The organism is Microbacterium lacusdiani (assembly GCF_054779895.1).
Genome location: NZ_BAAGXJ010000003.1, coordinates 296,612 through 320,792, shown reverse-complemented (window position 1 = coordinate 320,792; position 24,181 = coordinate 296,612). Strand labels below are relative to the sequence as shown.

General features: G+C 72.2%; 27 protein-coding genes and 2 tRNA genes. 17 read left to right on the top strand and 12 right to left on the bottom strand.

Annotation, left to right across the window (positions count from 1 at the left end; genetic code table 11):
• The 7 genes from gatC to ACYVGN_RS03630 all read left to right on the top strand — a co-directional run bounded on the left by gatC (position 1) and on the right by ACYVGN_RS03630 (position 6,979).
• Positions 1-300, top strand: coding sequence for an Asp-tRNA(Asn)/Glu-tRNA(Gln) amidotransferase subunit GatC (gatC, locus tag ACYVGN_RS03660; protein WP_055991257.1), 300 nt, complete (start codon positions 1-3; stop codon positions 298-300).
• Complete coding sequence (gatA, locus tag ACYVGN_RS03655; RefSeq protein WP_460788828.1) at positions 297-1,811, top strand: Asp-tRNA(Asn)/Glu-tRNA(Gln) amidotransferase subunit GatA; 1,515 nt, start codon at positions 297-299, stop codon at positions 1,809-1,811. The genes gatC and gatA overlap by 4 nt, the downstream gene beginning before the upstream one ends.
• Complete coding sequence (gatB, locus tag ACYVGN_RS03650) at positions 1,811-3,328, top strand: Asp-tRNA(Asn)/Glu-tRNA(Gln) amidotransferase subunit GatB (protein WP_460788826.1); 1,518 nt, start codon at positions 1,811-1,813, stop codon at positions 3,326-3,328. Before gatA ends, gatB begins: the two co-directional genes overlap by 1 nt.
• Before the next feature lie 2 nt (positions 3,329-3,330).
• Complete coding sequence (locus tag ACYVGN_RS03645) at positions 3,331-4,530, top strand: glycoside hydrolase family 3 N-terminal domain-containing protein (protein WP_460788824.1); 1,200 nt, start codon at positions 3,331-3,333, stop codon at positions 4,528-4,530.
• Between the two features lie 35 nt (positions 4,531-4,565).
• Positions 4,566-5,825 (top strand): DNA polymerase IV, encoded by a 1,260-nt coding sequence (locus ACYVGN_RS03640; protein ID WP_460788823.1) that lies wholly within the window; start codon positions 4,566-4,568, stop codon positions 5,823-5,825.
• 259 nt (positions 5,826-6,084) lie between these two features.
• Positions 6,085-6,405 carry a hypothetical protein gene (locus ACYVGN_RS03635; RefSeq protein ID WP_460788821.1) on the top strand — a complete coding sequence of 107 codons (321 nt, stop codon included), beginning with the start codon at positions 6,085-6,087 and terminating at the stop codon, positions 6,403-6,405.
• The gene (locus tag ACYVGN_RS03630) at positions 6,389-6,979 is read left to right on the top strand and encodes a nucleoside/nucleotide kinase family protein (protein ID WP_460788819.1); all 591 of its coding nucleotides are present in this window, start codon (positions 6,389-6,391) and stop codon (positions 6,977-6,979) included. Before ACYVGN_RS03635 ends, ACYVGN_RS03630 begins: the two co-directional genes overlap by 17 nt.
• A 7-nt stretch (positions 6,980-6,986) precedes the next feature.
• On the opposite strand, the gene ACYVGN_RS03625 is transcribed toward ACYVGN_RS03630, so the two are convergent.
• The 6 genes from ACYVGN_RS03625 to ACYVGN_RS03600 all read right to left on the bottom strand — a co-directional run bounded on the left by ACYVGN_RS03625 (position 6,987) and on the right by ACYVGN_RS03600 (position 9,004).
• Positions 6,987-7,469, bottom strand: a complete 483-nt coding sequence (locus ACYVGN_RS03625; protein ID WP_235563009.1) for a DUF2017 family protein — start codon at positions 7,467-7,469, stop codon at positions 6,987-6,989.
• A complete protein-coding gene (gene clpS, locus ACYVGN_RS03620) occupies positions 7,466-7,765 on the bottom strand; it encodes an ATP-dependent Clp protease adapter ClpS (protein ID WP_460788817.1) in 300 nt (99 codons plus the stop codon). Before clpS ends, ACYVGN_RS03625 begins: the two co-directional genes overlap by 4 nt.
• A complete protein-coding gene (locus tag ACYVGN_RS03615) occupies positions 7,765-8,115 on the bottom strand; it encodes a metallopeptidase family protein (RefSeq protein ID WP_055991281.1) in 351 nt (116 codons plus the stop codon). The genes clpS and ACYVGN_RS03615 overlap by 1 nt, the downstream gene beginning before the upstream one ends.
• 22 nt (positions 8,116-8,137) lie before the next feature.
• Positions 8,138-8,213 (bottom strand) — tRNA-His (locus tag ACYVGN_RS03610).
• Positions 8,214-8,252: 39 nt separating this feature from the next.
• Entirely contained in the window at positions 8,253-8,879 is a 627-nt protein-coding gene (gene orn, locus ACYVGN_RS03605) for an oligoribonuclease (RefSeq protein WP_055991284.1), read from the bottom strand.
• A 50-nt stretch (positions 8,880-8,929) separates the two neighbouring features.
• Positions 8,930-9,004: transfer RNA gene (locus ACYVGN_RS03600), tRNA-Arg, on the bottom strand.
• Positions 9,005-9,267: 263 nt separating this feature from the next.
• On the opposite strand from ACYVGN_RS03600, the gene ACYVGN_RS03595 reads away from it, so the two are divergent.
• Positions 9,268-9,849: a hypothetical protein gene (locus ACYVGN_RS03595; RefSeq protein WP_460788815.1), complete on the top strand. Its 582-nt coding sequence runs from the start codon at positions 9,268-9,270 to the stop codon at positions 9,847-9,849.
• Between the two features lie 52 nt (positions 9,850-9,901).
• Here ACYVGN_RS03595 and yczE read toward each other — a convergent pair whose 3' ends face one another.
• Positions 9,902-10,555: a membrane protein YczE gene (gene yczE / locus ACYVGN_RS03590; RefSeq protein WP_055991290.1), complete on the bottom strand. Its 654-nt coding sequence runs from the start codon at positions 10,553-10,555 to the stop codon at positions 9,902-9,904.
• Between the two features lie 61 nt (positions 10,556-10,616).
• Here yczE and yczR point away from each other — a divergent pair, with 61 nt between their 5' ends.
• Positions 10,617-12,050 carry a MocR-like transcription factor YczR gene (gene yczR, locus ACYVGN_RS03585; protein WP_055991293.1) on the top strand — a complete coding sequence of 478 codons (1,434 nt, stop codon included), beginning with the start codon at positions 10,617-10,619 and terminating at the stop codon, positions 12,048-12,050.
• Positions 12,051-12,066: 16 nt separating this feature from the next.
• On the opposite strand, the gene ACYVGN_RS03580 is transcribed toward yczR, so the two are convergent.
• The gene (locus ACYVGN_RS03580; protein WP_460788813.1) at positions 12,067-12,333 is read right to left on the bottom strand and encodes a hypothetical protein; all 267 of its coding nucleotides are present in this window, start codon (positions 12,331-12,333) and stop codon (positions 12,067-12,069) included.
• 121 nt (positions 12,334-12,454) lie between these two features.
• Between ACYVGN_RS03580 and msrA the strand changes: the two genes are divergently transcribed.
• The 7 genes from msrA to sufU all read left to right on the top strand — a co-directional run bounded on the left by msrA (position 12,455) and on the right by sufU (position 18,283).
• The gene (gene msrA, locus ACYVGN_RS03575; RefSeq protein WP_460788811.1) at positions 12,455-12,997 is read left to right on the top strand and encodes a peptide-methionine (S)-S-oxide reductase MsrA; all 543 of its coding nucleotides are present in this window, start codon (positions 12,455-12,457) and stop codon (positions 12,995-12,997) included.
• A 152-nt stretch (positions 12,998-13,149) separates the two neighbouring features.
• The gene (gene ssb / locus ACYVGN_RS03570) at positions 13,150-13,656 is read left to right on the top strand and encodes a single-stranded DNA-binding protein (RefSeq protein WP_460788809.1); all 507 of its coding nucleotides are present in this window, start codon (positions 13,150-13,152) and stop codon (positions 13,654-13,656) included.
• Between the two features lie 31 nt (positions 13,657-13,687).
• Positions 13,688-14,251: a DUF6993 domain-containing protein gene (locus ACYVGN_RS03565; RefSeq protein WP_460788807.1), complete on the top strand. Its 564-nt coding sequence runs from the start codon at positions 13,688-13,690 to the stop codon at positions 14,249-14,251.
• An 80-nt stretch (positions 14,252-14,331) separates the two neighbouring features.
• Complete coding sequence (gene ettA, locus ACYVGN_RS03560) at positions 14,332-16,014, top strand: energy-dependent translational throttle protein EttA (RefSeq protein ID WP_055991305.1); 1,683 nt, start codon at positions 14,332-14,334, stop codon at positions 16,012-16,014.
• A gap of 25 nt (positions 16,015-16,039) precedes the next feature.
• A complete protein-coding gene (locus tag ACYVGN_RS03555) occupies positions 16,040-16,519 on the top strand; it encodes an acyl-CoA thioesterase (protein ID WP_460788805.1) in 480 nt (159 codons plus the stop codon).
• A gap of 76 nt (positions 16,520-16,595) precedes the next feature.
• Positions 16,596-17,852 carry an aminotransferase class V-fold PLP-dependent enzyme gene (locus ACYVGN_RS03550; RefSeq protein WP_082543103.1) on the top strand — a complete coding sequence of 419 codons (1,257 nt, stop codon included), beginning with the start codon at positions 16,596-16,598 and terminating at the stop codon, positions 17,850-17,852.
• Complete coding sequence (gene sufU / locus ACYVGN_RS03545; protein ID WP_055991311.1) at positions 17,849-18,283, top strand: Fe-S cluster assembly sulfur transfer protein SufU; 435 nt, start codon at positions 17,849-17,851, stop codon at positions 18,281-18,283. The genes ACYVGN_RS03550 and sufU overlap by 4 nt, the downstream gene beginning before the upstream one ends.
• 14 nt (positions 18,284-18,297) lie before the next feature.
• On the opposite strand, the gene ACYVGN_RS03540 is transcribed toward sufU, so the two are convergent.
• Positions 18,298-19,188: an acyl-CoA thioesterase gene (locus tag ACYVGN_RS03540; protein WP_055991314.1), complete on the bottom strand. Its 891-nt coding sequence runs from the start codon at positions 19,186-19,188 to the stop codon at positions 18,298-18,300.
• Between the two features lie 38 nt (positions 19,189-19,226).
• Here ACYVGN_RS03540 and ACYVGN_RS03535 point away from each other — a divergent pair, with 38 nt between their 5' ends.
• Positions 19,227-19,892: a hypothetical protein gene (locus ACYVGN_RS03535; protein ID WP_055991317.1), complete on the top strand. Its 666-nt coding sequence runs from the start codon at positions 19,227-19,229 to the stop codon at positions 19,890-19,892.
• 49 nt (positions 19,893-19,941) lie between these two features.
• On the opposite strand, the gene ACYVGN_RS03530 is transcribed toward ACYVGN_RS03535, so the two are convergent.
• From ACYVGN_RS03530 to pepN, 3 genes are all read right to left on the bottom strand, one after another.
• A complete protein-coding gene (locus tag ACYVGN_RS03530) occupies positions 19,942-20,373 on the bottom strand; it encodes a globin (RefSeq protein ID WP_055991320.1) in 432 nt (143 codons plus the stop codon).
• A 2-nt stretch (positions 20,374-20,375) separates the two neighbouring features.
• Positions 20,376-21,542, bottom strand: coding sequence for a mechanosensitive ion channel family protein (locus ACYVGN_RS03525; protein WP_460788802.1), 1,167 nt, complete (start codon positions 21,540-21,542; stop codon positions 20,376-20,378).
• Positions 21,543-21,627: 85 nt separating this feature from the next.
• On the bottom strand, positions 21,628-24,177 hold the full coding sequence (gene pepN / locus ACYVGN_RS03520) for an aminopeptidase N (RefSeq protein ID WP_460788799.1): 2,550 nt from the start codon (positions 24,175-24,177) through the stop codon (positions 21,628-21,630).
• Between the last annotated feature and the right edge of the window lie 4 nt (positions 24,178-24,181).

The following is a 24,181-nucleotide window of genomic DNA, read 5'->3' as shown; positions in this document are numbered from 1 at the left end:
GTGTCTGAAATCACCCCCGATCTCGTGCGCCATCTCGGTGTGCTCGCCCGGATCCAGCTGAGCGACGAGGAGGTGAGCCGCCTGACCGGCGAGCTCGACGCGATCGTCGACAACATCGCCAAGGTCTCGCAGGTGGCCACCCCGGACGTCCCCGCGACGAGCCACCCGATCCCGATGCAGAACGTCTTCCGCCCCGACGAGGTCGCCGAGACGCTGACCACGGCGCAGGCGCTGCAGAACGCGCCGGACGCCGACGGCTCGCGCTTCCGCGTGACCGCGATCCTGGGGGAGGAGCAGTGAGCGACGTGATCCGCCTGAGCGCCGCCGACCTCGCGGCCAAGCTGGCCGCGCGCGAGGTCTCGAGCGTCGAGGCCACCCAGGCCCACCTCGACCGCATCGCCGCCGTGGACGGCGACGTCAACGCGTTCCTGCACGTGTCGACGCGCGCGCTCGACGTCGCCGCCGACGTCGACCGCCGCCGGGCCGCGCGCGAGGAGCTCGGCCCGCTCGCGGGCGTGCCGCTCGCGATCAAGGACGTGCTCGTCACGACCGACATGCCGTCGACCTCGGGCTCGAAGATCCTCGAGGGCTACATGTCGCCGTTCGACGCGACCGTCGTCGCCCGCTCCCGCGCGGCCGACCTCGTGCCGCTCGGCAAGACCAACATGGACGAGTTCGCGATGGGCTCGTCGACCGAGCACTCCGCGTACGGTCCGACGCGCAACCCGTGGGACCTGGAGCGCATCCCGGGCGGCTCCGGCGGTGGCTCGGCCGCCGCGGTGGCCGCGTTCGAGGCGCCGCTCGCCCTCGGCTCCGACACCGGCGGCTCGATCCGCCAGCCCGCGCACGTGACCGGCACGGTGGGCGTCAAGCCGACCTACGGCGGCGTCAGCCGCTACGGCGCGATCGCCCTCGCCTCGAGCCTGGACCAGGTCGGTCCCGTGACGCGCACCGTCCTGGACGCCGGCCTGCTTCACGACGTGATCGGCGGCCACGACATCCACGACGCCACCTCCATCCCGGACGGGTGGCCGTCGTTCGCCGACGCCGCCCGCGAGGGCGCTCGGGGCGACGTGCTCAAGGGCCTGCGGATCGGCGTCGTGAAGGAACTTCCGGACAGCGGCTTCCAGGCCGGCGTCGCCGCGTCGTTCCACCAGGCGCTCGCGAAGATGGAGGCGCAGGGCGCCGAGATCGTCGAGATCAGCGCGCCGCACTTCGAGTACGCGGTCGCCGCGTACTACCTGATCCTGCCCGCCGAGGCGTCGAGCAACCTGGCGAAGTTCGACTCGGTGCGCTTCGGTCTGCGGCTGGACGTGCCGGGCGGCACGGTCGAGGACGTCATGTCCGCCACGCGCGACGCGGGCTTCGGCCCCGAGGTCAAGCGCCGGATCATCCTCGGCACGTACGCGCTGTCCGCCGGCTACTACGACGCCTACTACGGCAGCGCCCAGAAGGTGCGCACCCTCATCCAGCGCGACTTCGACCAGGCGTTCGCCGACGTCGATGTGATCGCGACGCCGACGGCGCCCACCACGGCCTTCAAGCTCGGCGAGAAGGTCGACGACCCGCTGTCGATGTACCTCAACGACCTGACGACCATCCCCGCCAACCTCGCGGGAGTGCCCGGCATCTCGGTGCCGACGGGTCTCGCGGAGGAGGACGGCCTGCCGGTCGGCATCCAGTTCCTCGCGCCCGCGCGCGAGGACGCGCGCCTCTACCGCGTCGGGGCGGCGCTCGAGGCGATGCTGGTGGACGAGTGGGGCGGGCTGCTGCTCGATCGTGCGCCCGAGTTGAAGGGAGCGGCCCGTTGATGGCGACCGCGAAGCTGATGGACTTCGACAAGGCGCTTGAGCTGTTCGAGCCCGTGATCGGGCTCGAGGTGCACGTCGAGCTCAACACCAGGACCAAGATGTTCTCGCCCGCGGCCAACCCCGCGCACGCCGACAACCACGACGCCGAGCCCAACACGCTCGTGGCGCCCGTGGACCTCGGGCTGCCGGGATCGCTGCCCACGGTGAACGCGGAGGCCATCCGGTCCTCGATCAGCCTGGGCCTCGCGCTCGGGTGCTCGATCGCGCCCTCGAGCCGCTTCGCCCGGAAGAACTACTTCTACCCGGACCTCGGCAAGAACTACCAGATCAGCCAGTACGACGAGCCGATCGCGTTCGAGGGCCAGGTCGAGGTCGAGCTCTCCGACGGCGAGATCGTGGTCGTGCCGATCGAGCGCGCGCACATGGAGGAGGACGCGGGTAAGCTGACGCACGTCGGCGGCGCCACCGGCCGCATCCAGGGCGCCGAGTACTCGCTCGTCGACTACAACCGCGCCGGCGTGCCGCTGGTCGAGATCGTCACCAAGCCGATCTTCGGCGCCGAGCACCGTGCGCCCGAGCTCGCCAAGGCCTATCTCGCGACGATCCGCGACATCGCGATCGCGCTCGGGATCTCCGAGGCGCGGATGGAGCGCGGCAACATCCGCTGCGACGCCAACGTGTCGCTGCGCCCGCGTGGCGAGCAGAAGCTCGGCACCCGCACCGAGACGAAGAACGTCAACTCGATGCGCTCCGTGGAGCGCGCGGTCCGCTACGAGATCCAGCGCCAGGCGGCGATCCTCGCCGACGGCGGCACGATCACGCAGGAGACCCGCCACTGGCACGAGGACACCGGCACGACGTCGCCGGGCCGCCCGAAGTCCGACGCCGACGACTACCGCTACTTCCCCGAGCCGGACCTGCTCCCGGTCGAGCCGACGCCGGCGCTGATCGAGGAGCTGCGGGCCGCGCTGCCCGAGCCGCCCGCGGCACGCCGCCGTCGCCTGAAGGGCGACTGGGGCTTCACGGACCTCGAGTTCCAGGACGTCGTGAACGGCGGGCTGCTCGCCGAGGTCGAGGCCACGGTCGCCGCCGGCGCGGCGCCGCAGGCCGCGCGCAAGTGGTGGACGGGCGAGATCACGCGCGTCGCCAACGTGCAGGGGCGCGAGCCCGCCGACCTGGTGTCGCCCGAGCACGTCGCGCAGCTGCAGGGCCTGGTCGACGCGGGGACGCTCACCGACAAGCTCGCGCGCCAGGTGCTCGAGGGCGTCATCGCGGGCGAGGGATCGCCGCAGGAGGTCGTCGACGCCCGCGGGCTCGCGGTCGTGTCGGACGACGGCGCGCTGATCGCCGCGATCGACGAGGCGCTCGCCTCGCAGCCCGACGTGCTCGCCAAGATCCGCGACGGCAAGGTGCAGGCCGCCGGCGCCGTGATCGGCGCGGTCATGAAGGCCATGAAGGGCCAGGCGGACGCCGCGCGCGTGCGCGAACTCGTCCTGGAGCGCGCCGCCGAGGCGTGATCATGCTCCGTCCCGACCGAGGCCGGTCGGCGTGGCTCGCGGCCACGCTGATCGGCCTCGTCGCCGTGTCCGCGGCCCCCGCACCGGCCGACGCGGTGGCCACGACCTCGCTCGCGTCCACGGTGGAGCCGGCGCCCGCCTCGCGAGAGGAGATCGCGGCCGCGGTGGCGGAGCTCATCGTCGACGCCATGAGCGCCGAGGAGCGCGCGTCGGCCGTCGTGATGGGGCACGTGGGCGGCACGGACGCGGGCGCGCTGGCGCGCTACGTCGACGACCGCGATCTCGGCGGGTTCATCCTGATGGGGTCGAACGTGCCGAAGGACCCTCGGGGCCTCGCACGGCTGACGGACGGGATCGACGGCGAGGACGGCGCGCTGCCCCCGCTCGTCGCCGTGGACCAGGAGGGCGGCGTCGTGTCGCGCCTGGCGTGGGACGACGGACCCGCGGGCGCCGAGCTGGCGCGCCGCTCGCCCGAGTCCACCCGCGAGGCGTTCGACGCGCGCGGCGCGCTGCTCGAGGCCGCCGGCATCAGCGTGAACTTCGGGATCGTCGCCGACGTCGGGACCGCCACCAGCGGGTTCATCCGCCCGCGCACCCTCGGCGGCGACCCCGACGCCGCGTCCGAGCGCGTGGCCGCCGCGGTCGCGGGCGAGCGGCAGCACGCGTTCTCCACGCTCAAGCACTTCCCGGGCCACGGCGCGGCGCCGGGCGACTCGCACAGCGTGATCCCCGAGACGGACATGACGCTCGAGGAGTGGCGGGCCGAGCACGCGCCGCCGTTCGCGTCGGGCATCGAGGCGGGTGCGGAGCTCGTGATGACGGGTCATCTCCGCTTCACCGCCGTGGACGACGTGCCCGCCTCGGTGTCGCCGGAGTGGTACCGGATCCTCCGCGACGACCTCGGCTTCGAGGGCGTGGCGGTCACGGACGACCTGGGGATGCTCCTCGCCTCGGGCGAGGAGCGATACGCCGACCCGGTGGACAGCGCGGTCGACGCGATCGCGGCCGGCGCCGACCTGGTGCTCATGGTGGCCGGCTCGAACGCGCGCACGGCGGGGGACATGGCCGACGGCATCGGCGCGGCCGTCCGCGACGGTGACATCCCGGAGGACCGGCTGCGCGAGGCCGCGACCCGCGTCGTGACCCTGCGGGTTCTCGCGTCGGGCCTGCTGGACGGCCCGGAGTTCGATCCGGCCGGCTGAGCGCGGATGTCCCCGCCCGCGGGGAGAATGGACGCATGGGGCGAGCGGACGGATCGGGGCGCATCGTGTCGCCCGATGACGCCGACGACTCCGGCACCGGCATCCTGCACGTCGACATGGACGCCTTCTACGCGTCGGTGGAGGTGCTCGACGACCCGTCGCTGCGGGGCAAGCCGGTCGTGATCGGCGCGCCCGACGGCCGCTCCGTGGTGTCCAGCGCGTCGTACGAGGCGCGGCGCTTCGGCGTCCGCTCCGCGATGCCGATGGGGCAGGCGCTGCGTCTCTGCCCGCAGGCCGTCGTGGTGCTGCCGCACTTCGACCGGTACCAGGCCGTCTCGGCGCAGGTGATGGACGTGTTCCGCAGCTTCACCCCGCTGGTCGAGCCTCTGTCGATCGACGAGGCGTTCCTCGACGTCCGCGGGGCGCGGCGGCTGTGGGGCAGTCCGGGGAGGATCGCGCGGCTCATCCGCGAGCGGATCGCGGCCGAGGTGGGGATCACCGCGAGCGTGGGCGTGGCGGCCACCAAGCACGTGGCCAAGATGGCGTCGACGATGTCGAAGCCGGACGGGCTGCTCATCGTGCCGGCCGACCGCACCCAGGAGTTCCTGGACCCGAAGCCCGTGCGCGCGATCTGGGGCGTGGGGCCGAAGGCCGCCGAGGCGCTCGAGTCGCGCGCGATCCGCACGATCAAGGACGTCCGCACCACGCCGCCGCACGTGCTCGAGCGGATCGTCGGCCATGCGGGCGCCGAGCGGCTGGCGCAGCTCGCGCGGGGCATCGACGTGCGCGAGGTCGAGACCTCGCGCACCGAGAAGAGCATCGGACACGAGGAGACGTTCGAGACCGACGTCGCCGACGTGGAGCTGCTGCGCGCCGAGCTGCTGCGGCTCTCCGACCGCGTCGCCGCCCGGCTGCGACGCGCGGGCTTCGAGGCGGCGGGTGTCGCGATCAAGGTGCGGTTCTCGGACTTCTCCACGATCACCCGCTCCGCCACGCTGCCGGAGCCGTCGGCCGTGGGGCAGCGGATCGCGGACGCGTCGCGAGACCTCCTCGCGAACGTGGACCTGCGCCTGCCGGTGCGCCTCATCGGGGTGCGCGCGGAGCGCCTCCGGCCCGCGGGCGCGGGAGGCGTGGCGCTGTGGGACGACGACGCGGACTGGAAGCGTATCGAGGGCACGCTCGACGACGCGCTCGCCCGATTCGGGCGCGGCGCCGTGACGCGCGCGACCTTCCTCGGACGTGAAGACCGCCGGCACCTCCCGTCGCACCCGCGCCCACCTGCCGACTCGGACTGAGTTCCTCTTTCAGAAGCGTCTCGCACGCTGCGGGGCCGCAAGCGGCACCCTTGCGAGCGAGGCTGCTCGCTTCGCTCCCCGCGGCAGCGCTGACGCGCTGCGGGAGTCGCTTCGCTCCACGCTCGCTTCGCTCGCACGAGGTCGTTGCCCGGCCGTTGAGCGGAGCGACCGCACCTCCACCGGTCGTTGAGCGGAGCGAAGCGGAGTCGAAACGGTCGAAGCCTCCCGCTCGGCAGCGGCCGACGGGTACGGTGGGGACATGCCCAACATCGCACTCGAACTCGGCAGGATCTCCGCGAACATCGGCGTGAACAGCGCCTATGGCGAGCAGCAGGACGTCGACGGCGTGCGCATCGTCCCGGTCGCCGCGACCTGGACAGGCTTCGGCGGAGGGTCGGATGAGTCCGGCAACGGCGGCGGGGGCGGCGGCGGCTTCTCGGCCCCCATCGGCGCGTACGTGCGCCGCGGCGACACCCTCACGTTCGAGCCGAACATCGTGTCGCTCCTGGCGGTCGGGATCCCGTTCATCTGGGTCACCGGGCGCGTGCTGGCCCGCATCATCCGTGTCCTCAAGAAGTAGCGCCGCAGAGTCCTTCCCGAGCGCTCACGACGCCGCGTTCCGTGCGGTCGCGACCGCGGTCGCGCGCCTGGACGTCGCGGCTCCGCGCGTGCTGATCGACGGGCGCAGCGGCAGCGGCAAGACGACGCTCGCCGCCCGGCTCTCAGCGGAGTGGCCGCGCGCGGGGGAGCGGCCCCAGCTGGTCGCGCTCGACTCGCTCTACCCCGGATGGGACGGGCTCGAGGAGGGGACGCGGCTCGCGCACGAGTGGCTGCTCGTCCCGCACGCCGCCGGGATCGAGGGGCGGTGGCGCCGGTTCGACTGGGACGTGCAGGCGTTCGCCGAGCCGCACGTGGTCGCGCCGGACCGTCCGCTGATCGTCGAGGGCTCCGGCGCTCTGACTCCGGCCGCAGCCGGTCTGGCGCACGTCGCCGTGTGGGTCGACGCGCCCGAGCCCTCGCGGAAGGCGCGCGCCCTCGAACGCGATGGCGACACGTACGCGCCCCACTGGGACCGCTGGGCGGCTCAGGAGGCGCGCCACATCGAGACGCACGACCCCCGAGCGCTCGCAGACCTCGTCTTCGATCTGCTCTAGAGGCGGATCAGGCGGTGTCGCCCTGCTCGGCCGCCTGCACGAGGCCCTCGAGGCGGTAGCCGAGCCAGTCGTACACGCCGTAACGCGGGTCGTCCGGGTCGTGATCCTGATCGTCCTCGACGATGCCGAGACGGTTCGCGATCACCAGGCGCACGGCGGCCAGCGTGCGCAGCCAGGACTCGATGCTGTCTCCCTCGAGCGACACGTCGACCGGCGCCAGCTCGTCCTCCACGCGCTCCACCCGGGCGAGGTCGTCGAGCACCACGCGCGCGTCGTGCGCGCGTCGGCGCAGCAGGTCGGCCCGCGTGACGGCACGGAACTCGCGGGACGCCTCCGGGTCCTCGGGATACACGTCCGGCGTGAGCCGCTCGATCGCGGGATCCGGGAGCGTGGGCGTGCTGTCCACGAGATCCGCGAACTGCCGCACGAGGTCGGCGAGGTGCGTGACCTCGATGCGGGTCAGGGTCAGCAGGACGATCCTGTCGCTCACGGGGGGCTCCTCCGTACGGTGGCCCACAGGCCGTAGTCGTGCATGGCCTGCGCGTGCAGCTCCATCTGCTCGCGGGCGCCTTCGGCGACGACCGCGTGTCCCTCATTGTGGACCGCGAGCATCAGCTGGGTCGCCCGCTCGACGCTGTACCCGAAGTACTCGCGGAACACGCGGACGACGTAGCTCATGAGGTTGACCGGGTCGTTCCAGACCACGGTCTGCCAGGGGACGTCGGCGGCCTCCTGCTCGTGGAGCCGGACGTCCTCATGGAGGTCGGGGAGCGCGGCGCCGGCCATCACGCCCACCCCAGCTCGTGCAGGCGCTCGTCGTCGATCCCGTAGAAGTGCGCGATCTCGTGCACCAGCGTCGTGTGGATCTCGTCTCGCAGCTCGTCCTCCGTCTCGCACGCGGCGAGATGCGGCTCGCGGTACACGATGATCCGGTCCGGGAGCTCGCCCATGCCGTATCGATCCCGCTCGGTGAGCGCGAGCCCGTCGTAGAGCCCGAACAGATCGAGCGATCCGTCCTCCGGGCGATCCTCGACGACGAACACGACGTTGTCCAGCCCGTCGACCATGTCGTCGGGCAGCCGATCGAGCTCGTCGACGACGAGCCGCTCGAAAGCGTCGGCGTCCATGTCGATCATGAGGACTTCCGCCAGGAGTGAGTGGGGTGGCTGACGGGGCTTGAACCCGCGACCCCCGCGACCACAACGCGGTGCTCTACCAACTGAGCTACAGCCACCGTGGCCCCCGATGTCTCGGGGACAACCTCTTCATTCTGTCACATGTCCGAGGCAAATGACGAAACGACCGACGAAGCGATCGCGCGTGCCGCGTCGCTGGTGGGACCCGGCTCGGCCACGAACACGGCGCGACGGTAGTACTCGAGCTCGCGGATGGACTCCAGGATGTCCGCGAGTGCGCGGTGGCCGCCGTCCTTCGCGGGCGCGTGGATGTACGCCCGCGGGAACCAGCGCCGCGACAGCTCCTTGACGCTCGAGACGTCGACGTTCCGGTAGTGCAGGTAGGTGTCGACCTGGGGCATGTACTTGGCCAGGAACATCCGGTCGGTGCCGATCGTGTTGCCGGCCAGCGGGGCCTTGCGCTCCTGGGGGGCGAAGCGGCGGATGTACTCGAGCGCGAGGCGCTCGGCCTCCTCGAGCGGCACGCCGCCCGGGATCTCGTCCAGCAGACCCGACTTCCGGTGCATCTCCGTGACGAACTCGCCCATGTGATCGAGCGCTGCCTGCGACGGCTTGATGACGACCTGGAAACCGGGGTCGAGGATCCGCAGCTCGAAGTCGGTCACGACGATCGCGATCTCGACCAGCTCGTCGACCGCGAGGTCGAGGCCCGTCATCTCGCAGTCGATCCAGACGAGCCGGTCGTTCTCGGAGGCGCCTACCATGCGATCCAGCCTATCGACGGCCGCCGACGCACGCCGACGCGGGCGCTCTGCCCCCCAGGCAGGATTCGAACCTGCGACATTCGAATTAGAAGTTCGACGCTCTGGTCCAGCTGAGCTACTGGGGGTCATCGTCAAGGGTAGCGGGAGGTTCCTGGCGAGGCGTGCCGACTGTCCGCCGACGTTCCCGCCGCGCCGCGTAGGACTGTCGTGCGTAGGCGCGGCGTCGCTCCACGCAAAGGCCGCACTCGCATCTGTGGCGTCCGCGCGCGCCGCCGCCGTGTGGCACCCGGAAGCGCGACGGCGGTTCTAGGTCGGAGTCGTGGATCGGCGTGCCTGAGCGCTGGAGGAGCGCCCGTCGGAAACCGGCACGATCGGCTGTGCGCCGTCGATGACAGTTCGCGCAGACGACCTCGCACTTGGCGATCTCAGCTTCGATGGCGGACCAGGAGCGCGTCGACGCGCTCACGGCGCGCGCGATGTCGAAGCGCTTGTCCGTGCCAGGGAGGTGATCGAACTCGAGCACGAGGATGTCGGCCTCGCCGCAATCGCTGCAGGGATGACTCTGGAGGTGTTTCGCCACCCGCAGAAAATTCCGCTGCCGGTGCTTCGCCTGGAGTTCATACTTCCGCTCGCGATCCATGCCCGCGACATTAGAACATACCTCCGACATCGCTGCGGGAGTGCGCCCACCGATGTCAAGGGGTTCCGCCCATCCGTTCGCGGGCGTAACGTGCGAGGCGAGCGGAAGGAGTCGACGATGATGACGACGCACACACGGCGTCTCTATGTGGCGTACGGACCGAACGGGGCCGTCGGATCGATCCGGGAGGTCGACGACGGGTCCTGGGCGGTGACCATGAGCGGCGCGGAGGCGCCGATCGGTCAGTATCCGTCGCTGGACATCGCCAAGAACGCGTTGACCTCGCACCTGCGACCGGGGTCCGCACGCCCCGAGTTCCGGGAGCACTGAGCCACCGGAGCACGCCCGCTCGATGCGGGCGACGAACCCCGCGCTCGCCCGGTCATGCAGGGACGGGCGCGGGGTTCGCGCGTGCGCGGGGTGCGCGCGTGTCGAGCAGGCGCAGCGCCACGTCCACGCACGGGCCGATCAGCACCGCGAACGCGACCGTGCCCCAGCCCACCGTGCCGCCCAGAAGCCACCCGAGCGCCAGGACCGTGAGCTCCACGGTCGCGCGAGCGCGCCAGACGGGCCAGCCGGCCCGGCGATGCAGGCCGGTCATGAGCCCGTCCCGCGGGCCGGCCCCGAAGCGCGCGCCGATGTACAGGCCCGACGCGAGGCCGACCAGGGCGATTCCGCCGAACAGCGCGGCGATGCGCCAGCCCAGGGCGTCGATCGGCGGCATCAGGTCGAGCGTCACCTGCAGGGCCGCGCCGACGATCAGGATGTTGAGGATCGTGCCCATCCCCGGCCGCTCGCGGAGCGGGATCCAGGCGAGCAGCACGAGCGCGCCGATCAGGATCGTCACCCATCCGATGCCGATGCCGGTGCGCACGGACAGGCCCTCCGCCAGGACGGTCCACGGATCCAGACCCACGCCCGCCTCCACGGTCAGGGCCACGCCCACCCCGTAGAGAGGGAGGCCGACGAGGAGCTGGACGATGCGGCGGGCGAGGGAGCGGGGCGGCGCGGACGGGTCGGCGGAGGGTGCGGGCATGCCATCAGTCCACCGCGAGATTGGCCTTCGGTAAAGAGGCCAATCCGGCTATGGTGGCTCCATGCTCGACTCCCGACTCTCCGCCCGAGCGCTGGACGCGCTGCTCGGCCCCTGGCGCACGCGCGAGCCCGCCTACGAGGCCCTCGCGGATGCGATCCGGCTGCTGTGCCTGGACAACCGGATCGCGCCGCACACGGCGCTGCCCGCCGAGCGGGAGCTCGCGTCGCGCCTCGGCGTGAGCCGGACGACCGTGGCGGCCGCATACCGCAGCCTGCGCGCGAGCCGGCACATCGACAGCGTCCGCGGCTCGGGCAGCATCACGCGCCCGCTGGGCCGCCGCGACCTCGGCCGGATCGCCGCGGACGAGGGCATGGTCGACCTGCAGCAGGCGAGTCCCGCGGCATGGCCCGGGCTCGCGGCCGTGTACGCCGAGACGGCCGGCGATGCCCCCGCCCTGATGGCCCGGCCCGGCTACGACGTGACCGGCCGCCGCGGGCTGCGCGAGGCGATCGCGCGGCGCTACACCGAGCGCGGCCTTCCCACCGAGGCCGCGCAGATCCTGGTCACGAACGGCGCCCAGAGCGCGATCTCGCTGGTCGCCACGCTGCTCGTCGCGCGCGGCGACCGCGTGCTGCTCGAGACGCCCACCTACCCGCACGCCGCGGAGGCGTTCGCGCGGCAGGGCGCGCGGCTGGTCGGCGTCCCGGTGACCGTGGGCGAGGGGTGGGATCTGGAGCGCGCGGAGCACGCCATCCTGCGCTCGCGCCCCACCGCCCTGTACCTCATGCCGGACTTCCACAACCCCACCGGCGAGTCGATGGCGGTCGAGGCGAGAGGGCGGATCGCCGAGCTCGCGCGATCGGTCGGCGCCCACGTGATCGTCGACGAGACCACCGCGGAGCTCGGCGTCGAACGGGTGATCTCGCCGCTGCCGTTCGCGTCCGTCGACGCGGGCGAGGGCGTGATCACGCTGGGCTCGTTCGGCAAGACGGTGTGGGGCGGTCTGCGGATCGGCTGGATCCGCGCCGACGTCGACATGATCCGCAGGCTCGCCGCCGCTCGGCCGACCACGGATCTCGGCACGCCCGAGTTCGAGCAGGCGGTCGCCGAGCGGCTCCTGCCGCGCATGGGGGACATCCTGATCCAGCGGTCCCAGCTGCTGCGCGAGGGGCGCGACGCGCTCGTGCGCGTGCTGGGACCCGCGGTGCCGGAATGGGACATCCCGTCGGTCGCCGGCGGGGTCGCCCTGTGGGTGGGCCTCGGCGCCCCGCGCAGCTCGGCGCTCACGCTCGCCGCGCGGCGGCGCGGCCTGCTGCTGTCAGCCGGGCCCAGGTTCTCGGTCGGCGGCGGTCACGAGCGCCACATCCGCGTGCCCTTCACGGCTCCGGCGCCGGTGCTCGACCGCGCCGCGCTGATGCTGGTCGACGCCTGGCGCGACGTCGCCGACGGGGGAGCCGAGGCCGGCGAGGCCGCTCCGCTCGACGCCGTCGTCTGAGCCGCGCCGCTGCGCGTCACACGCGCAGGCTCGCGACCGCCTCGTCGGCCGACCAGAACTCGCCGACGACGAGGAAGCGCGCGGTGGCCGCCTGCAGCCTCTCCGCGCGGTACCGCGTGCCGAGCGGGTGCTCGACGACCCGCAGGTGGCCGATCACGGTGCCGCCGCGCCCCACGACGCGCCAGAGGGCGGCGCCGGCGCGCACGAGCGTCTCGCGTCCTCGGACGGCCGGGGCGGGGACCGGGATGACGGGCGCGGCTGGGGCGAGTGCGGTGTCGTGCATGAGTGCTCCTCTCGCGACAGACGGTACGGGGGGCCGCCGACATCGGCCGGGACCCCGGAACACCTGCGGACGCGTAGCGTTGTGAAGGATGTGCCGCATTCGGCGGCGAGAGGAGTTGGACATGCAGACCTTCGTTCTGGCCGGCGGATGCTTCTGGTGCCTGGACGCGGCGTATCGCGCGCTGTCCGGGGTCGAGAGCGTCGTCTCGGGCTACACGGGCGGAGCCGTGCCTCACCCGAGCTACGAGCTGGTGTGCACCGGCACGACCGGTCACGCCGAGGCGGTCAAGGTCACGTTCGATCCCGAGCGCATCCCGGCCGACGTCATCCTGGACGCGTTCTTCACGATGCACGACCCTCGGCAGCTGAACCACCAGGGGGCCGACACCGGCACGCAGTACCGCTCGGCGATGTTCCCCGCGGACGACGCGCAGCGCGAGCAGTTCGAGGCCGCGCGCGAGCGCGCCTCCGAGATCTGGGATGCGCCGATCGGCGACGTGGAGGGGACGATCGTCACCCGGATCGAGCCGCTCGGCGCGTTCTACGACGCGGAGGACTACCACCAGGACTTCTTCGCGAAGAACCCGAACCAGGGCTACTGCCTGGCGGTGGCCGTCCCGAAGGTCAACAAGGTGCGCGCCCGGTTCGCGGAGTACGTCGCCTGACGATCGCGGGGCTCGTCCCCAGGCGTCGGATCCGCCCCCGTTCCCCACGGAACGGGGGCGGAGCCGCATCCGGGGCCGTCTGTCGCGTCACAGTCGTCCCGAGGCCGACCAGCGGCCGACCGGAGACGTCTCCGGCGAGAGAAGGGACGACCATGGGCGACATCATCACGATCACCGGCAACATCGCGACCGAGCCCGAGCGGAACACGCTGCCGAGCGGCATCGCCGTGACGCGCTTCCGGCTCGCGAGCCCCACACGGAGGTACGACCGCGCGGCGAACGCATGGGTCGACGGCGCCACCAACTGGTACAGCGTCTCGGCGTACCGCGGGCTGGCCGACAATGCCGCGGCGTCGCTGCACAAGGGCGAACGCGTCGTCGTGTCGGGCCGGCTGCGCCTGCGCACGTGGGAGTCCGACGGTCGCAAGGGCATGGAGGCGGAGGTCGACGCCGACGCGCTCGGCCACGACCTGCGGTTCGGCACGACGGCCTTCCAGCGCAGGGCGCCGCGCAGCGCGGCCGCGGACGCTCAGGGCGCGAGCGGCGCGCAGGAGGGCGTGCAGGACGACTGGGCGCCGGCGCAGTCCACCGCCGGCGCGGACGATCCCGAGGCGGAGACGCTTCCGGATCCCGAGCTCGCCGACGCCACGCCGTTCTGAGCCGCCGCGCGGCCACCCTAGACTCGGCGGCGTGACCCCGCGACGCGACCCCTCCGCGACGGCGAGCCGCCGCCCGAGGCACGGCCGCACCCGGGCGGGCGCCGTGGCGACGGTGCTCGCGACGGCCGCGATGCTCGCGGGGTGCGCCGCCGACGCGCCCCGCCCGGGCCGGTCCGACGCGCCGACGGTCTCGGCCCCGGCCGCGCCGTCCGCCTCGGCGACGGCATCGGTCGCGCCGTCGGAGCCCGCGGAGGGGCCGACGGCACTGGTGCCCGACGGCACCGCCGCCGACAACCTGGCCCTCTTCACCGAGGTCGCCGAGCGGGTGTGGGCCTCGGACCGCCGCGCCGAGGGGCGTGCCTACGTCGACGCGCTCGTCGCCGCCGGATTCGACAAGGCGGCCATGCAGGTCACCGAGGACCTGAGCACGGTCGGCAACCCCGCTGAGTCCCTGCAGTTCTCGGTCCTGTGGGGCGACGAGTGCCTGGTCGGCCAGGTCGGTCCCGACATCGGCGAGGCCGTCACGCGAGTGCTGCCCGCCCTCGAGGAGGGCACCATGTGCCTGGTGGGGGAGACCCGTCCCATCGACTGGTGAGCCGCGGGTCGCCGCCGCGGCGCCGCGCGGGCCGCATGCGCCCCATCCGTCCAGGGTCAGCGCCCTAGACTGGGAGCCAAATGGCTGAATACATCTACTCAATGGTGCGCGCCCGCAAGAAGGTGGGCGACAAGCTCATCCTCGACGACGTGACGATGGCGTTCCTGCCCGGTGCGAAGATCGGCATGGTCGGTCCCAACGGCGCCGGAAAGTCCACGATCCTCAAGATCATGGCGGGCCTCGACACGCCGTCGAACGGCGAGGCGAAGCTGACCCCCGGCTACAGCGTCGGCATCCTGATGCAGGAGCCCGAGCTCGACGAGTCGAAGACGGTCCTGGAGAACATCCAGGACGGCATCGCCATCAAGGCGAAGGTCGACCGCTTCAACGAGATCTCCGCGCTGATGGCCGAGCCGGACGCCGACTTCGACGCGCTGCTGGCCGAGATGGGCACGCTGCAGGAGGAGATCGACGCGGCCGACGGCTGGGACCTCGACTCGCAGCTCGAGCAGGCCATGGACGCGCTGCGCACGCCGCCGGCCGACGCGGCGATCGCGCCGCTGTCGGGTGGTGAGCGCCGCCGCGTGGCGCTCGCGAAGCTGCTGCTCCAGAAGCCCGACCTGCTGCTCCTGGACGAGCCGACCAACCACCTCGACGCCGAGAGCGTGCTGTGGCTCGAGCAGCACCTGCAGGCGTACAAGGGCGCGGTCATCGCGATCACCCACGACCGGTACTTCCTCGACCACGTCGCGGAGTGGATCGCCGAGGTCGACCGCGGGCGCCTCTATCCCTACGAGGGCAACTACTCGACCTACCTCGAGAAGAAGGCCGACCGCCTCGAGGTCCAGGGCAAGAAGGACGCCAAGCTCCAGAAGCGCCTCAAGGAGGAGCTCGAGTGGGTGCGCAGCAGCGCGAAGGGCCGCCAGGCGAAGTCCAAGGCCCGTCTGCAGCGCTACGAGGAGATGGCGGCCGAGGCCGAGCGCACGCGGAAGCTGGACTTCGAGGAGATCCAGATCCCGGCCGGCCCGCGCCTCGGCAGCGTGGTGATCGACGCGAAGAACCTGAAGAAGGGCTTCGACAGCCGCGGCACGCTGATCGAGAACCTCAGCTTCAACCTCCCCCCGAACGGCATCGTCGGCATCATCGGCCCGAACGGCGTCGGCAAGACCACGCTGTTCAAGACGATCGTGGGCCTCGAGCCGCTCGACGGCGGCGAGCTGAAGATCGGCGAGACGGTCAAGATCAGCTACGTCGATCAGAACCGCTCCAACATCGACCCCGACAAGACGCTGTGGGAGGTCGTCTCGGACGGTCTGGACATCATCACGGTCGGAAAGACCGAGATCCCGTCGCGCGCCTACGTGTCGAAGTTCGGCTTCAAGGGCCCGGACCAGCAGAAGAAGGCCGGCGTGCTGTCGGGCGGTGAGCGCAACCGCCTGAACCTCGCGCTCACGCTCAAGCAGGGCGGCAATCTCCTGCTCCTCGACGAGCCGACCAACGACCTCGACGTCGAGACCCTGAGCTCGCTCGAGAACGCGCTGCTCGACTTCCCGGGCTGCGCCGTGGTCATCACGCACGACCGGTGGTTCCTCGACCGCATCGCGACGCACATCCTGGCGTACGAGGGCACGGACGAGAACCCGGCGCAGTGGTACTGGTTCGAGGGCAACTTCGAGTCGTACGAGGCGAACAAGATCGAGCGCCTCGGCCCGGAGGCGGCCCGCCCGCACCGCACCACGCACCGCAAGCTGACGCGCGACTGATGCGCCGCCTCCTCGAGCAGCGCGCATGACCCGCGTCCACATCCCGATCCACCGTCGCTGGGGAGACCTCGACGCGCTCGGGCACGTGAACAACACGTCGATGCTGAAGCTGCTCGAGGAGGCGCGCCTGCGCGCCTTCTGGCGGTCCGAGGATCCCGCCGACCAGGCGCCCACGGCCGTATTCGACGCCGACGTGCTTGAGGGCGGCGGCGCCGTCGCGACCCTCATCGCACGGCAGGAGATCGAGTACCTCAAGCCGGTGCCGTACGGCCACAAGCCGCTCGACGTGCAGCTGTGGCTGGGGCGGATCGGTGGCTCGAGCGCCGAGGTCTGCTACGAGGTGTTCAGTCCCGCCGGCGGCGAGCCGCAGGAGCTCTACGCCCGCGCCTCAGCCGTGGTGGTGCTCGTCGACACCGCCAGCGGCCGGCCCACATGGCTTCCGGCGGCCGTGCGCGACGCCTGGGCGCCGTACGTCGAGGAGCCGATCGCCTTCGGCCGCCGCTGACCGCATCCGCGACGACCCGCGCGGCCTCAGGATGCGGGAGACTGGAAGACGGCCTTCTCGCCGACCAGGGAGCCTCATGACCATCAGCACCGCCGACGCCTTCGCGCGCGAGCGATACCCGTACCTTCGCGCGCACGCGGACCGCGTCTACCTCGACTCCGCGGCGACGTCCCAGCGACCGGACGCCGTGCTCGAGGCCGAGGACGCCTTCGCGCGCACCGAGTACGCGGCCGTGCACCGCGGCTCCAGCATGGCGACGGGTGAGGCGACCTGGGCGTTCGAGGGCGCGCGCGAGAGGATCGCGAGGTTCGTCGGCGCGGGGGAGCGCGAGATCGTCTTCACCGAGAACGCCACCGACGCGCTGAACGTGGTCGCCCTCGGCCTGTCGGACGCGTCCGCCGGGCTCGGCGCGCCCGAGCTGGCCCTGAAGCCCGGCGACGAGATCGTCGTGACCACGGCCGAGCACCACGCCAACCTCATCCCGTGGCAGCGCCTCGCGCGCCGCACGGGCGCGATCCTGCGCGCGGTGCCGGTCGACGAGCACGGCGTCTGGTCGGTCGACGACCTCGCGGCCCTCGTGTCGGATCGCACGCGGATCGTCGCCTTCGCGCACGTCTCGAACGTGACCGGCCACATCGCCCCGGTCGCCGACGTCGTGGAGATCGCCCGCTCGGCGGGTGCCCTGACCGTCCTCGACGCGTGCCAGTCCGCGCCGCACCTCCCGCTTGACCTCGGCGCCCTCGGGGTCGACTTCGCCGCCTTCTCGGCCCACAAGATGCTCGGCCCGACCGGCGTCGGCGCCCTGTACGGACGCGCCGAGCTGCTCGACGCGCTGCCCCCGGCGCGGACCGGCGGGTCCACGATCACCACCGTGACGCTCGACGACGCCGAGTTCCTGCCGTCGCCGCAGCGCTTCGAGGCCGGCACGCAGCCGGTCACGCAGGCCGTCGGCTTCGGCGCGGCCGCCGAGCACCTCTCCGGCATCGGCATGGACCGCGTCCGCGCGCACGAGGCCGAGATGGCCGGCCTGCTCGTCGACGCCGTCCTCGCCGTGCCGGGCGTGCGGCTCGTGGGCCCGCAGGCGGGCGCCGAGCGCGCCGGCCTGGTGAGCTTCGTCGTCGACGGCGTGCACGCGCACGACGTCGGCCAGTTCCTGGACGATCGGGGGATCACCGTGCGCACCGGACATCACTGCGCGCAGCCGCTGCATCGCGCGCTGGGCGTCGCCGCGACCACGCGGGCGAGCGCCTACGTGTACACGACCGCCGACGACGTGGCCAGCTTTGGCGCGGCCCTCGCCGAGGTGCGCGGATTCTTCGGAGCGGACCGATGAGCGCCGAGCTCGAGAGCCTGTACCGCGAACTGATCCTGGATCACTCCCGCAACCCGGTCGGCAAGGGCGACCCGTCCACGACCGCGCACACGCACCACGAGCTCAACCCGTCCTGCGGGGACGAGATCACGATGGGCGTCACGCTCGACGCCGACGGGCGGATCTCGGAGCTCGTGTGGGAGGGGCAGGGCTGCAGCATCTCGATGGCGTCCGCGTCGGTCATGGCCGACATGCTCGCGGGCGCGCCCAAGGCGGACGCACTCGAGCGCATCGAGGAGTTCCGCACCATGCTGCGCTCCCGTGGCGCCGGCGAGCCGCCGGAGTCGCTCGAGGACGCGGCGGCGTTCCAGGGCGTCGCGAAGTACGTGATGCGCATCAAGTGCGCGATGCTCGGCTGGGTCGCGCTCGAGGCCTGCCTGAACCAGGCGTGAGGTCCCGCGGCTGATCAGCCGCGCTCGGGCACGCGCAGCATGATCTCCTGCGCCACCGTGGCGAGCAGCTCGCCGTCGCGGGCGTACAGGCGTCCCTGCGTGAGTCCGCGCCCGCCGCGCGCGCTCGGCGACTCCTGCACGTAGAGCATCCACTCGTCGGCGCGCCCGAAGCGGTGCCACCAGATCGCGTGGTCGAGGCTCGCGGTCTTGATGCCCGGCGTCGCCCAGGACAGCCCGTGCGCGCGGAGCACGGACTCCTGGATCGTGAAGTCCGTGAGATACGCGAGCGCCGCGCGGTGCAGCAGCGGGTCGTCCCCGATCGGCCGCCGCAGGCGCGTCCACACCGCCTGCCGGGGCGCGCGCTCCGCGGCCTCGAGGTAGATGTCGCCCTCGACGTGGCGCACCTCGATCGGGTTCGCCCGGATGATGAGGGCGGCCTCCGGACGCCCGCGCACGACGTCGGACGGACCCGGCAGATCCTCGGGCCCGGGCACGTCGGGCATCGGCAGCTGGTGCTCGAGGCCGGGGTCTTCATCCTGGAACGAGGCGATGCCCGAGAAGATCGGCTCGCCGTCCTGGAACGCCTGGATGCGGCGCCGCGAGAACGATCGGCCGTCGTGGATCCGGTCCACGGCGAACGTGAGCGGCTTGCGCACGTCGCCGGGGCGCAGGAAGTAGCCGTGGAACGAATGGGGAGCGCGATCGTCGGGGAGCGTCCGCCCCGCCGCGACGACGCACTGGCCCAGCACCTGGCCGCCGAAGACCCGTCCGCCGGGCATCGGGTGGGACGAGCCCGTGAAGATGTCCTCGCTCGTGCGGGCGCCGGTCTCGCCGAGCGAGAGGACGCGGAGGAGCACGTCGATCGGGTCGGCAGCGGGGGCATCCGGTCGGGTGGCGTCTGTCACCTGCTCAGTCTAGGTTTCGGACGCCTAGGCTTGATCCAGTGACCGCACGCCTCGTCCTCGCAGACGCCCCCACCGCCCAGGATGCCCTGACTTTCGCGCGCCGCGCAGCGAGGACCGGCGACGAGGGCGTGCGGCTGCAGGCGGCGGGCGGCGTGCTCGCCATGTCGACGGCCGCGCTCGCGCCCCGAGGGCTTCTGGACCGCACCCCGACCGTGATCGGGATGCGCGTCGTCGCGGCCGACCCCGAGCTCCAGTGCGACCTGGTGGTGTCGGAGCTCTCCGAGACCGACGACGCCGCCGCGCTGGGCCTGCCGGAGACCGCGCTGGCGCCCGCCTGGGCCGGCATCGCGCCGCCGCGCGCCGGCTGGGAGCCGGTCGGCACGATCGCCGCCGCCACGCTCGCGTCCCGCGCGCAGTGGGGGATCGCCGCGGTCGCGGAGCGGGTGCCGACCGACGCCGGCGAGGACGTGGTCCGCGCCATCCGGGGAGACGTCTGGGGCGCCCCCGACGAGGCGCTGCTCGGCCTGCCGCTCGGCGTCGCGTTCGCCGCGTTCTCGCTCGGCTTCATCGGGGGCGAGGAGGACGCGCGCGTGACGTCGTCGGGCCGATGGACGCGCGTGACGCTGCACCGCGGCCATATCCTCACCCGCGGCCCGGCCGCCACGGGTCTCACCCCCGTGCGCCGCACCGGGAGTTCGCTCTAGCCCGGGCGGCGGCTTCAGGCGTTTCGACTCCGCTCCTTCGTGGCTCCGCTCAACGACCGGAGGGAGGTGTGGGCTCGAACGTGTTGACCATGGCCTGGGCGGCGCGCTCGAGGTAGTCCCAGAGCGTGGCCTCGTGCAGCGGCGACAGGCCGAGCTCGTCGACCGCCTTGCGCATGTGCTTCAGCCAGCGGTCGCGCGCGTCGGGGTTCACGTGGAAGGGCATGTGCCGCATGCGCAGGCGCGGGTGGCCGCGGTTCTCGCTGTACGTCGTCGGGCCGCCCCAGTACTGCTCGAGGAACAGGGTGAGACGCTCCTTGGCTGGGCCCAGGTCCTCCTCGGGGTACATGGGTTTGAGGACCGGGTCCTCCGCGACGCCGCGGTAGAACACGTCCACCAGCTTCACGAACGTCTCGTGGCCGCCCACCGCCTCGTAGAACGTGGTCGACGGGTGCTCGCCGTGGCCCTCGGGCCGGATTCCCATCGTCACAGCGCGGTGTCCTTTCCGTGCGGGTGCGGGCCGTCGCCGTCGGACGCGAGCTCGGGGGCGTCGGAGGAGGGCGCCGTGTCGTCGACCGGGGCGTCGGCCCCGGCGTCCTCGGCGGCCGGCTTCGTGACAGGTCCCGCGCCGTTCCTGCCCCGGGGCCGCCACGACGGGCGCTCCGGCAGCGGCTGGGGCTCGGTGCGGGGCGGGTTCGCGCCGCGCACGCGCAGCGCGCCGTCGGCGCCCTCGAGCGTGACGGTCGTGAGGGACGGCAGCTCCAGTCCCAGGGCGTGCACGGCGTCGCGCAGGCGCATCCGGAGCTCGCGCGCGACGTCGTCCTTCGCGCTGGGCTTGGCCCGCAGCACGAGCCGGATGCTGAGCGTGTCCCCGTCGACGGACTCGAGCCCCCACACCTCGGGGTGGTCGACGATGCGGGAGCGCCAGCGCGCGTCCTTCGCGAGCTCCTCCGCGGTGGCGAGCAGCGCGTGCTCGACCTCGTCGATGTCGACGTCGGCGGGCAGGCCCAGGTCGATCACGACGCGCGACCAGCCCTGCGACATGTTGCCGATGCGCGTGACCTCGCCGTTGCGGACGTACCAGAGGGTGCCGTTCACGTCGCGCACGTGGGTGATCCGGACGCTGACGAACTCGACGACGCCGGTCGCGAGCCCGAGGTCGACGACGTCGCCGATGCCGACCTGGTCCTCGGCGACGATCAGGATGCCGTTCAGCACGTCCTTGACGATGTTCTGCGCGCCGAAGCCGAGGCCCGCGCCGATCGCCGCGCTGATGAGCGCGAACGAGCCGAGCAGGTTCGGATCGATCGCCTTCACGATCAGGATCAGCGCGATGATGACGATCGTCGTGTTGACGATGTTGTGCAGGATGGAGCCGAGCGTGCGGGTGCGCTGCACCAGTCGCACGGAGGCGAGCGGGGAGCGCTCCAGGGCACGCGTGTCGTCGACCTTGGCGCGGCTCTTGGCGCCGCGGACGATGCGGTCGACCACGCGCCGGATCAGCGAACGCAGCAGCCACGCGATCAGCGCGCACACCAGGATGATGGCCGCGATGTGGACGAGCTTCCAGCCGATCTCGATCAGCAGCGCGAGCGCCTGCTCGGAGAAGGGCTTGACGTCTTCGGCGGTGTCGGTGGCGATCGTGGGAGTCATCCCCTCCAGCGTATGCGGCGAGCCCCGGCGCCCGCTGTGCGCGGTGCCGGGGCTCGCCGGGAGATCGAGGCGGGTCAGACGACCATCACTCGGCGTCGCGCGCCTGGGCGGCCAGCGCGCGCTCGACGCCCGCGAGGTTCTCGAGCACGATGCGGCGCAGCGCCGCGGGGGCCTCGGGGTTCTCGGCGAGCCAGGCGCGCGTCGCGGTCAGGAGCTCGGCGTCGGCGAGCGGCGCCGGGTAGAGCAGCTCGCACAGGTACTCGGCGATCTTGTACGAGCGCGACTCCCAGATGGGCAGCAGCATGTCGAAGTAGCGCGTCGTGTACTCCGGCAGCAGGTGCCGCGACGCCGGGTGCACGAAGCCGACCGACGCGGCGCGCACGAGCGTGTTCGGCAGCGTGTCCTGCTCGACCAGCGACGCCCACGCCGCGGCCTTGGCCTCGGGGGTGGGGATCGCGGCGCGCGCCTGCACGGCGAACTCGCCGCCCTTCGCCGTGTTGTCGGCGGCCAGGGCCTCGTCGATCGCGGCGTCGTCGGCGATGCCGCCGGCCGCGAGGGAGACCAGCAGCTGCCACGACAGGTCGGTGTCGATCGCGAGGCCGTCGAGCGCGATCTCGCCCGAGCGGAGCTGCCGGACGGTCTCCCACTGCGCCGGGGTGGACGCGGCGGAGGCGAAGGCCGTCACGAACTGGAGCTGCGCGTCGCTGCCGGCCTCCGCGGCCTGCGCCAGCCGCCACAGTCCCTCGGCGACCTTCGCGCGCGCCGCCTCGCGGCCCTCGGGCGCGACGTACGCGTTCGCGGCGAGCTGCAGCTGCGCGAGCGTGGTGCGGATCGTGGTCGACTCGGTCTCGCGGCCGATGTTGCGCAGCACGAGGTCGATGTAGTCGGCCGCTGCGGACTCGGCGTCCCGGGTCTGGTCCCACGCGGCGCCCCACACGAGCGACCGGGCCAGCGGGTCGGCGATGTCGGCCAGGTGGTCGATCGCCGTCACCAGGGAGCGGTCGTCCAGGCGGATCTTGGCGTAGGCCAGGTCCTCGTCGTTGAGCAGGACGAGCGCCGGGCGGCGGGCGCCCTTGAGCTGGGGCACCTCCGTGAGGTCCCCGTCCACATCGAGCTCGACGTGGTGGGTGCGCGTGAGCGCGCCGTCGACGAGGTCGTAGAACCCGATGCCCAGGCGGTGCGGGCGGATGGTCGGGTAGTCCGCCGGGGCGGTCTGCGTGATCGCGAAGCGCGAGATCGTGCCGTCGGCCGCCTCGTCGATCACGGGCGACAGCGTGTTGACGCCGGCGGTCTCGAGCCACTTCGCGGACCATCCGGACAGGTCGCGCCCGCTGGTCCGCTCCAGCTCGACGAGCAGGTCGCTCAGCTCGGTGTTGCCGAAGGCGTGCTTGGCGAAGTAGGCGCCGACGCCCGAGAAGAACGCGTCGATCCCGACCCAGGCGGCCAGCTGCTTCAGCACCGATCCGCCCTTGGCGTACGTGATGCCGTCGAAGTTGACCTGGACGTCCTCGAGGTCGTTGATCTCCGCGACGACGGGGTGCGTGGACGGGAGCTGGTCCTGGCGGTAGGCCCAGGTCTTCTCCATGGCGTTGAACGTCGTCCAGGCCTCGGTCCACTCGGTCGCCTCGGCGGTGGCGATGGTCGAGGCCCACTCGGCGAACGACTCGTTGAGCCACAGGTCGTTCCACCACTTCATGGTGACCAGGTCGCCGAACCACATGTGCGCGAGCTCGTGCAGGATCGTCACGACGCGCCGCTCCTTGACGGCGTCGGTGACCTTGCTGCGGAAGACGTACGTCTCCGTGAACGTCACGGCGCCCGCGTTCTCCATCGCACCGGCGTTGAACTCGGGCACGAAGAGCTGGTCGTACTTCTCGAACGGGTACGGGTAGCCGAACTTGTCCTCGTAGTAGGCGAAGCCCTGGCGCGTCTTCTCGAAGATGTAGTCGGCGTCGACGTGCTGCCAGAGGCTCTTGCGCGCGAAGATGCCGAGGGGGATGACCCGGCCCTCCGAGTTGGTGAGCTCCGAGCGGGTCTCCTCGTACGGCCCCGCCACGAGCGCCGTGATGTAGGACGAGATGCGCTGCGTGGGCGCGAAGCCCCACGTGGCGTTCTGGCCGTCGTCGTGGGGGATCGGCTCGGGCGTCGGAGCGTTGGAGACGACCTTCCATCCGGCGGGGGCCGTGACGGTGAACTGGAACGTCGCCTTGAGATCGGGCTGCTCGAACACCGCGAACATCCGGCGCGAGTCCGGCACCTCGAACTGCGAGTACAGGTACACCTCGTCGTCGACGGGGTCGACGAACCGGTGCAGGCCCTCGCCCGTGTTCGTGTAGAGGCAGTCCGCGTCCACCACCAGCTCGTTCTCCTCCTCGAGCTGGTCGAGCTGGATGCGCGAGTCGTGGAAGACGGCGGCGGGGTCGAGCTCGCGGCCGTTCAGCGTGATCTCGCGCACCTCGCGCGCGATCAGGTCGATGAAGGTGGACGCTCCGGGGGTCGCCGCGAATCGCACGACGCTGCGCGATCCGAAGATCTCCGCGCCCTTCGTGAGGTCGAGCGAGACCTCGTAGGAGCGCGTGTCGACGACGGCACGGCGCTCATGCGCTTCGATGCGGGTGAGGTTCTCTCCAGGCACTGAT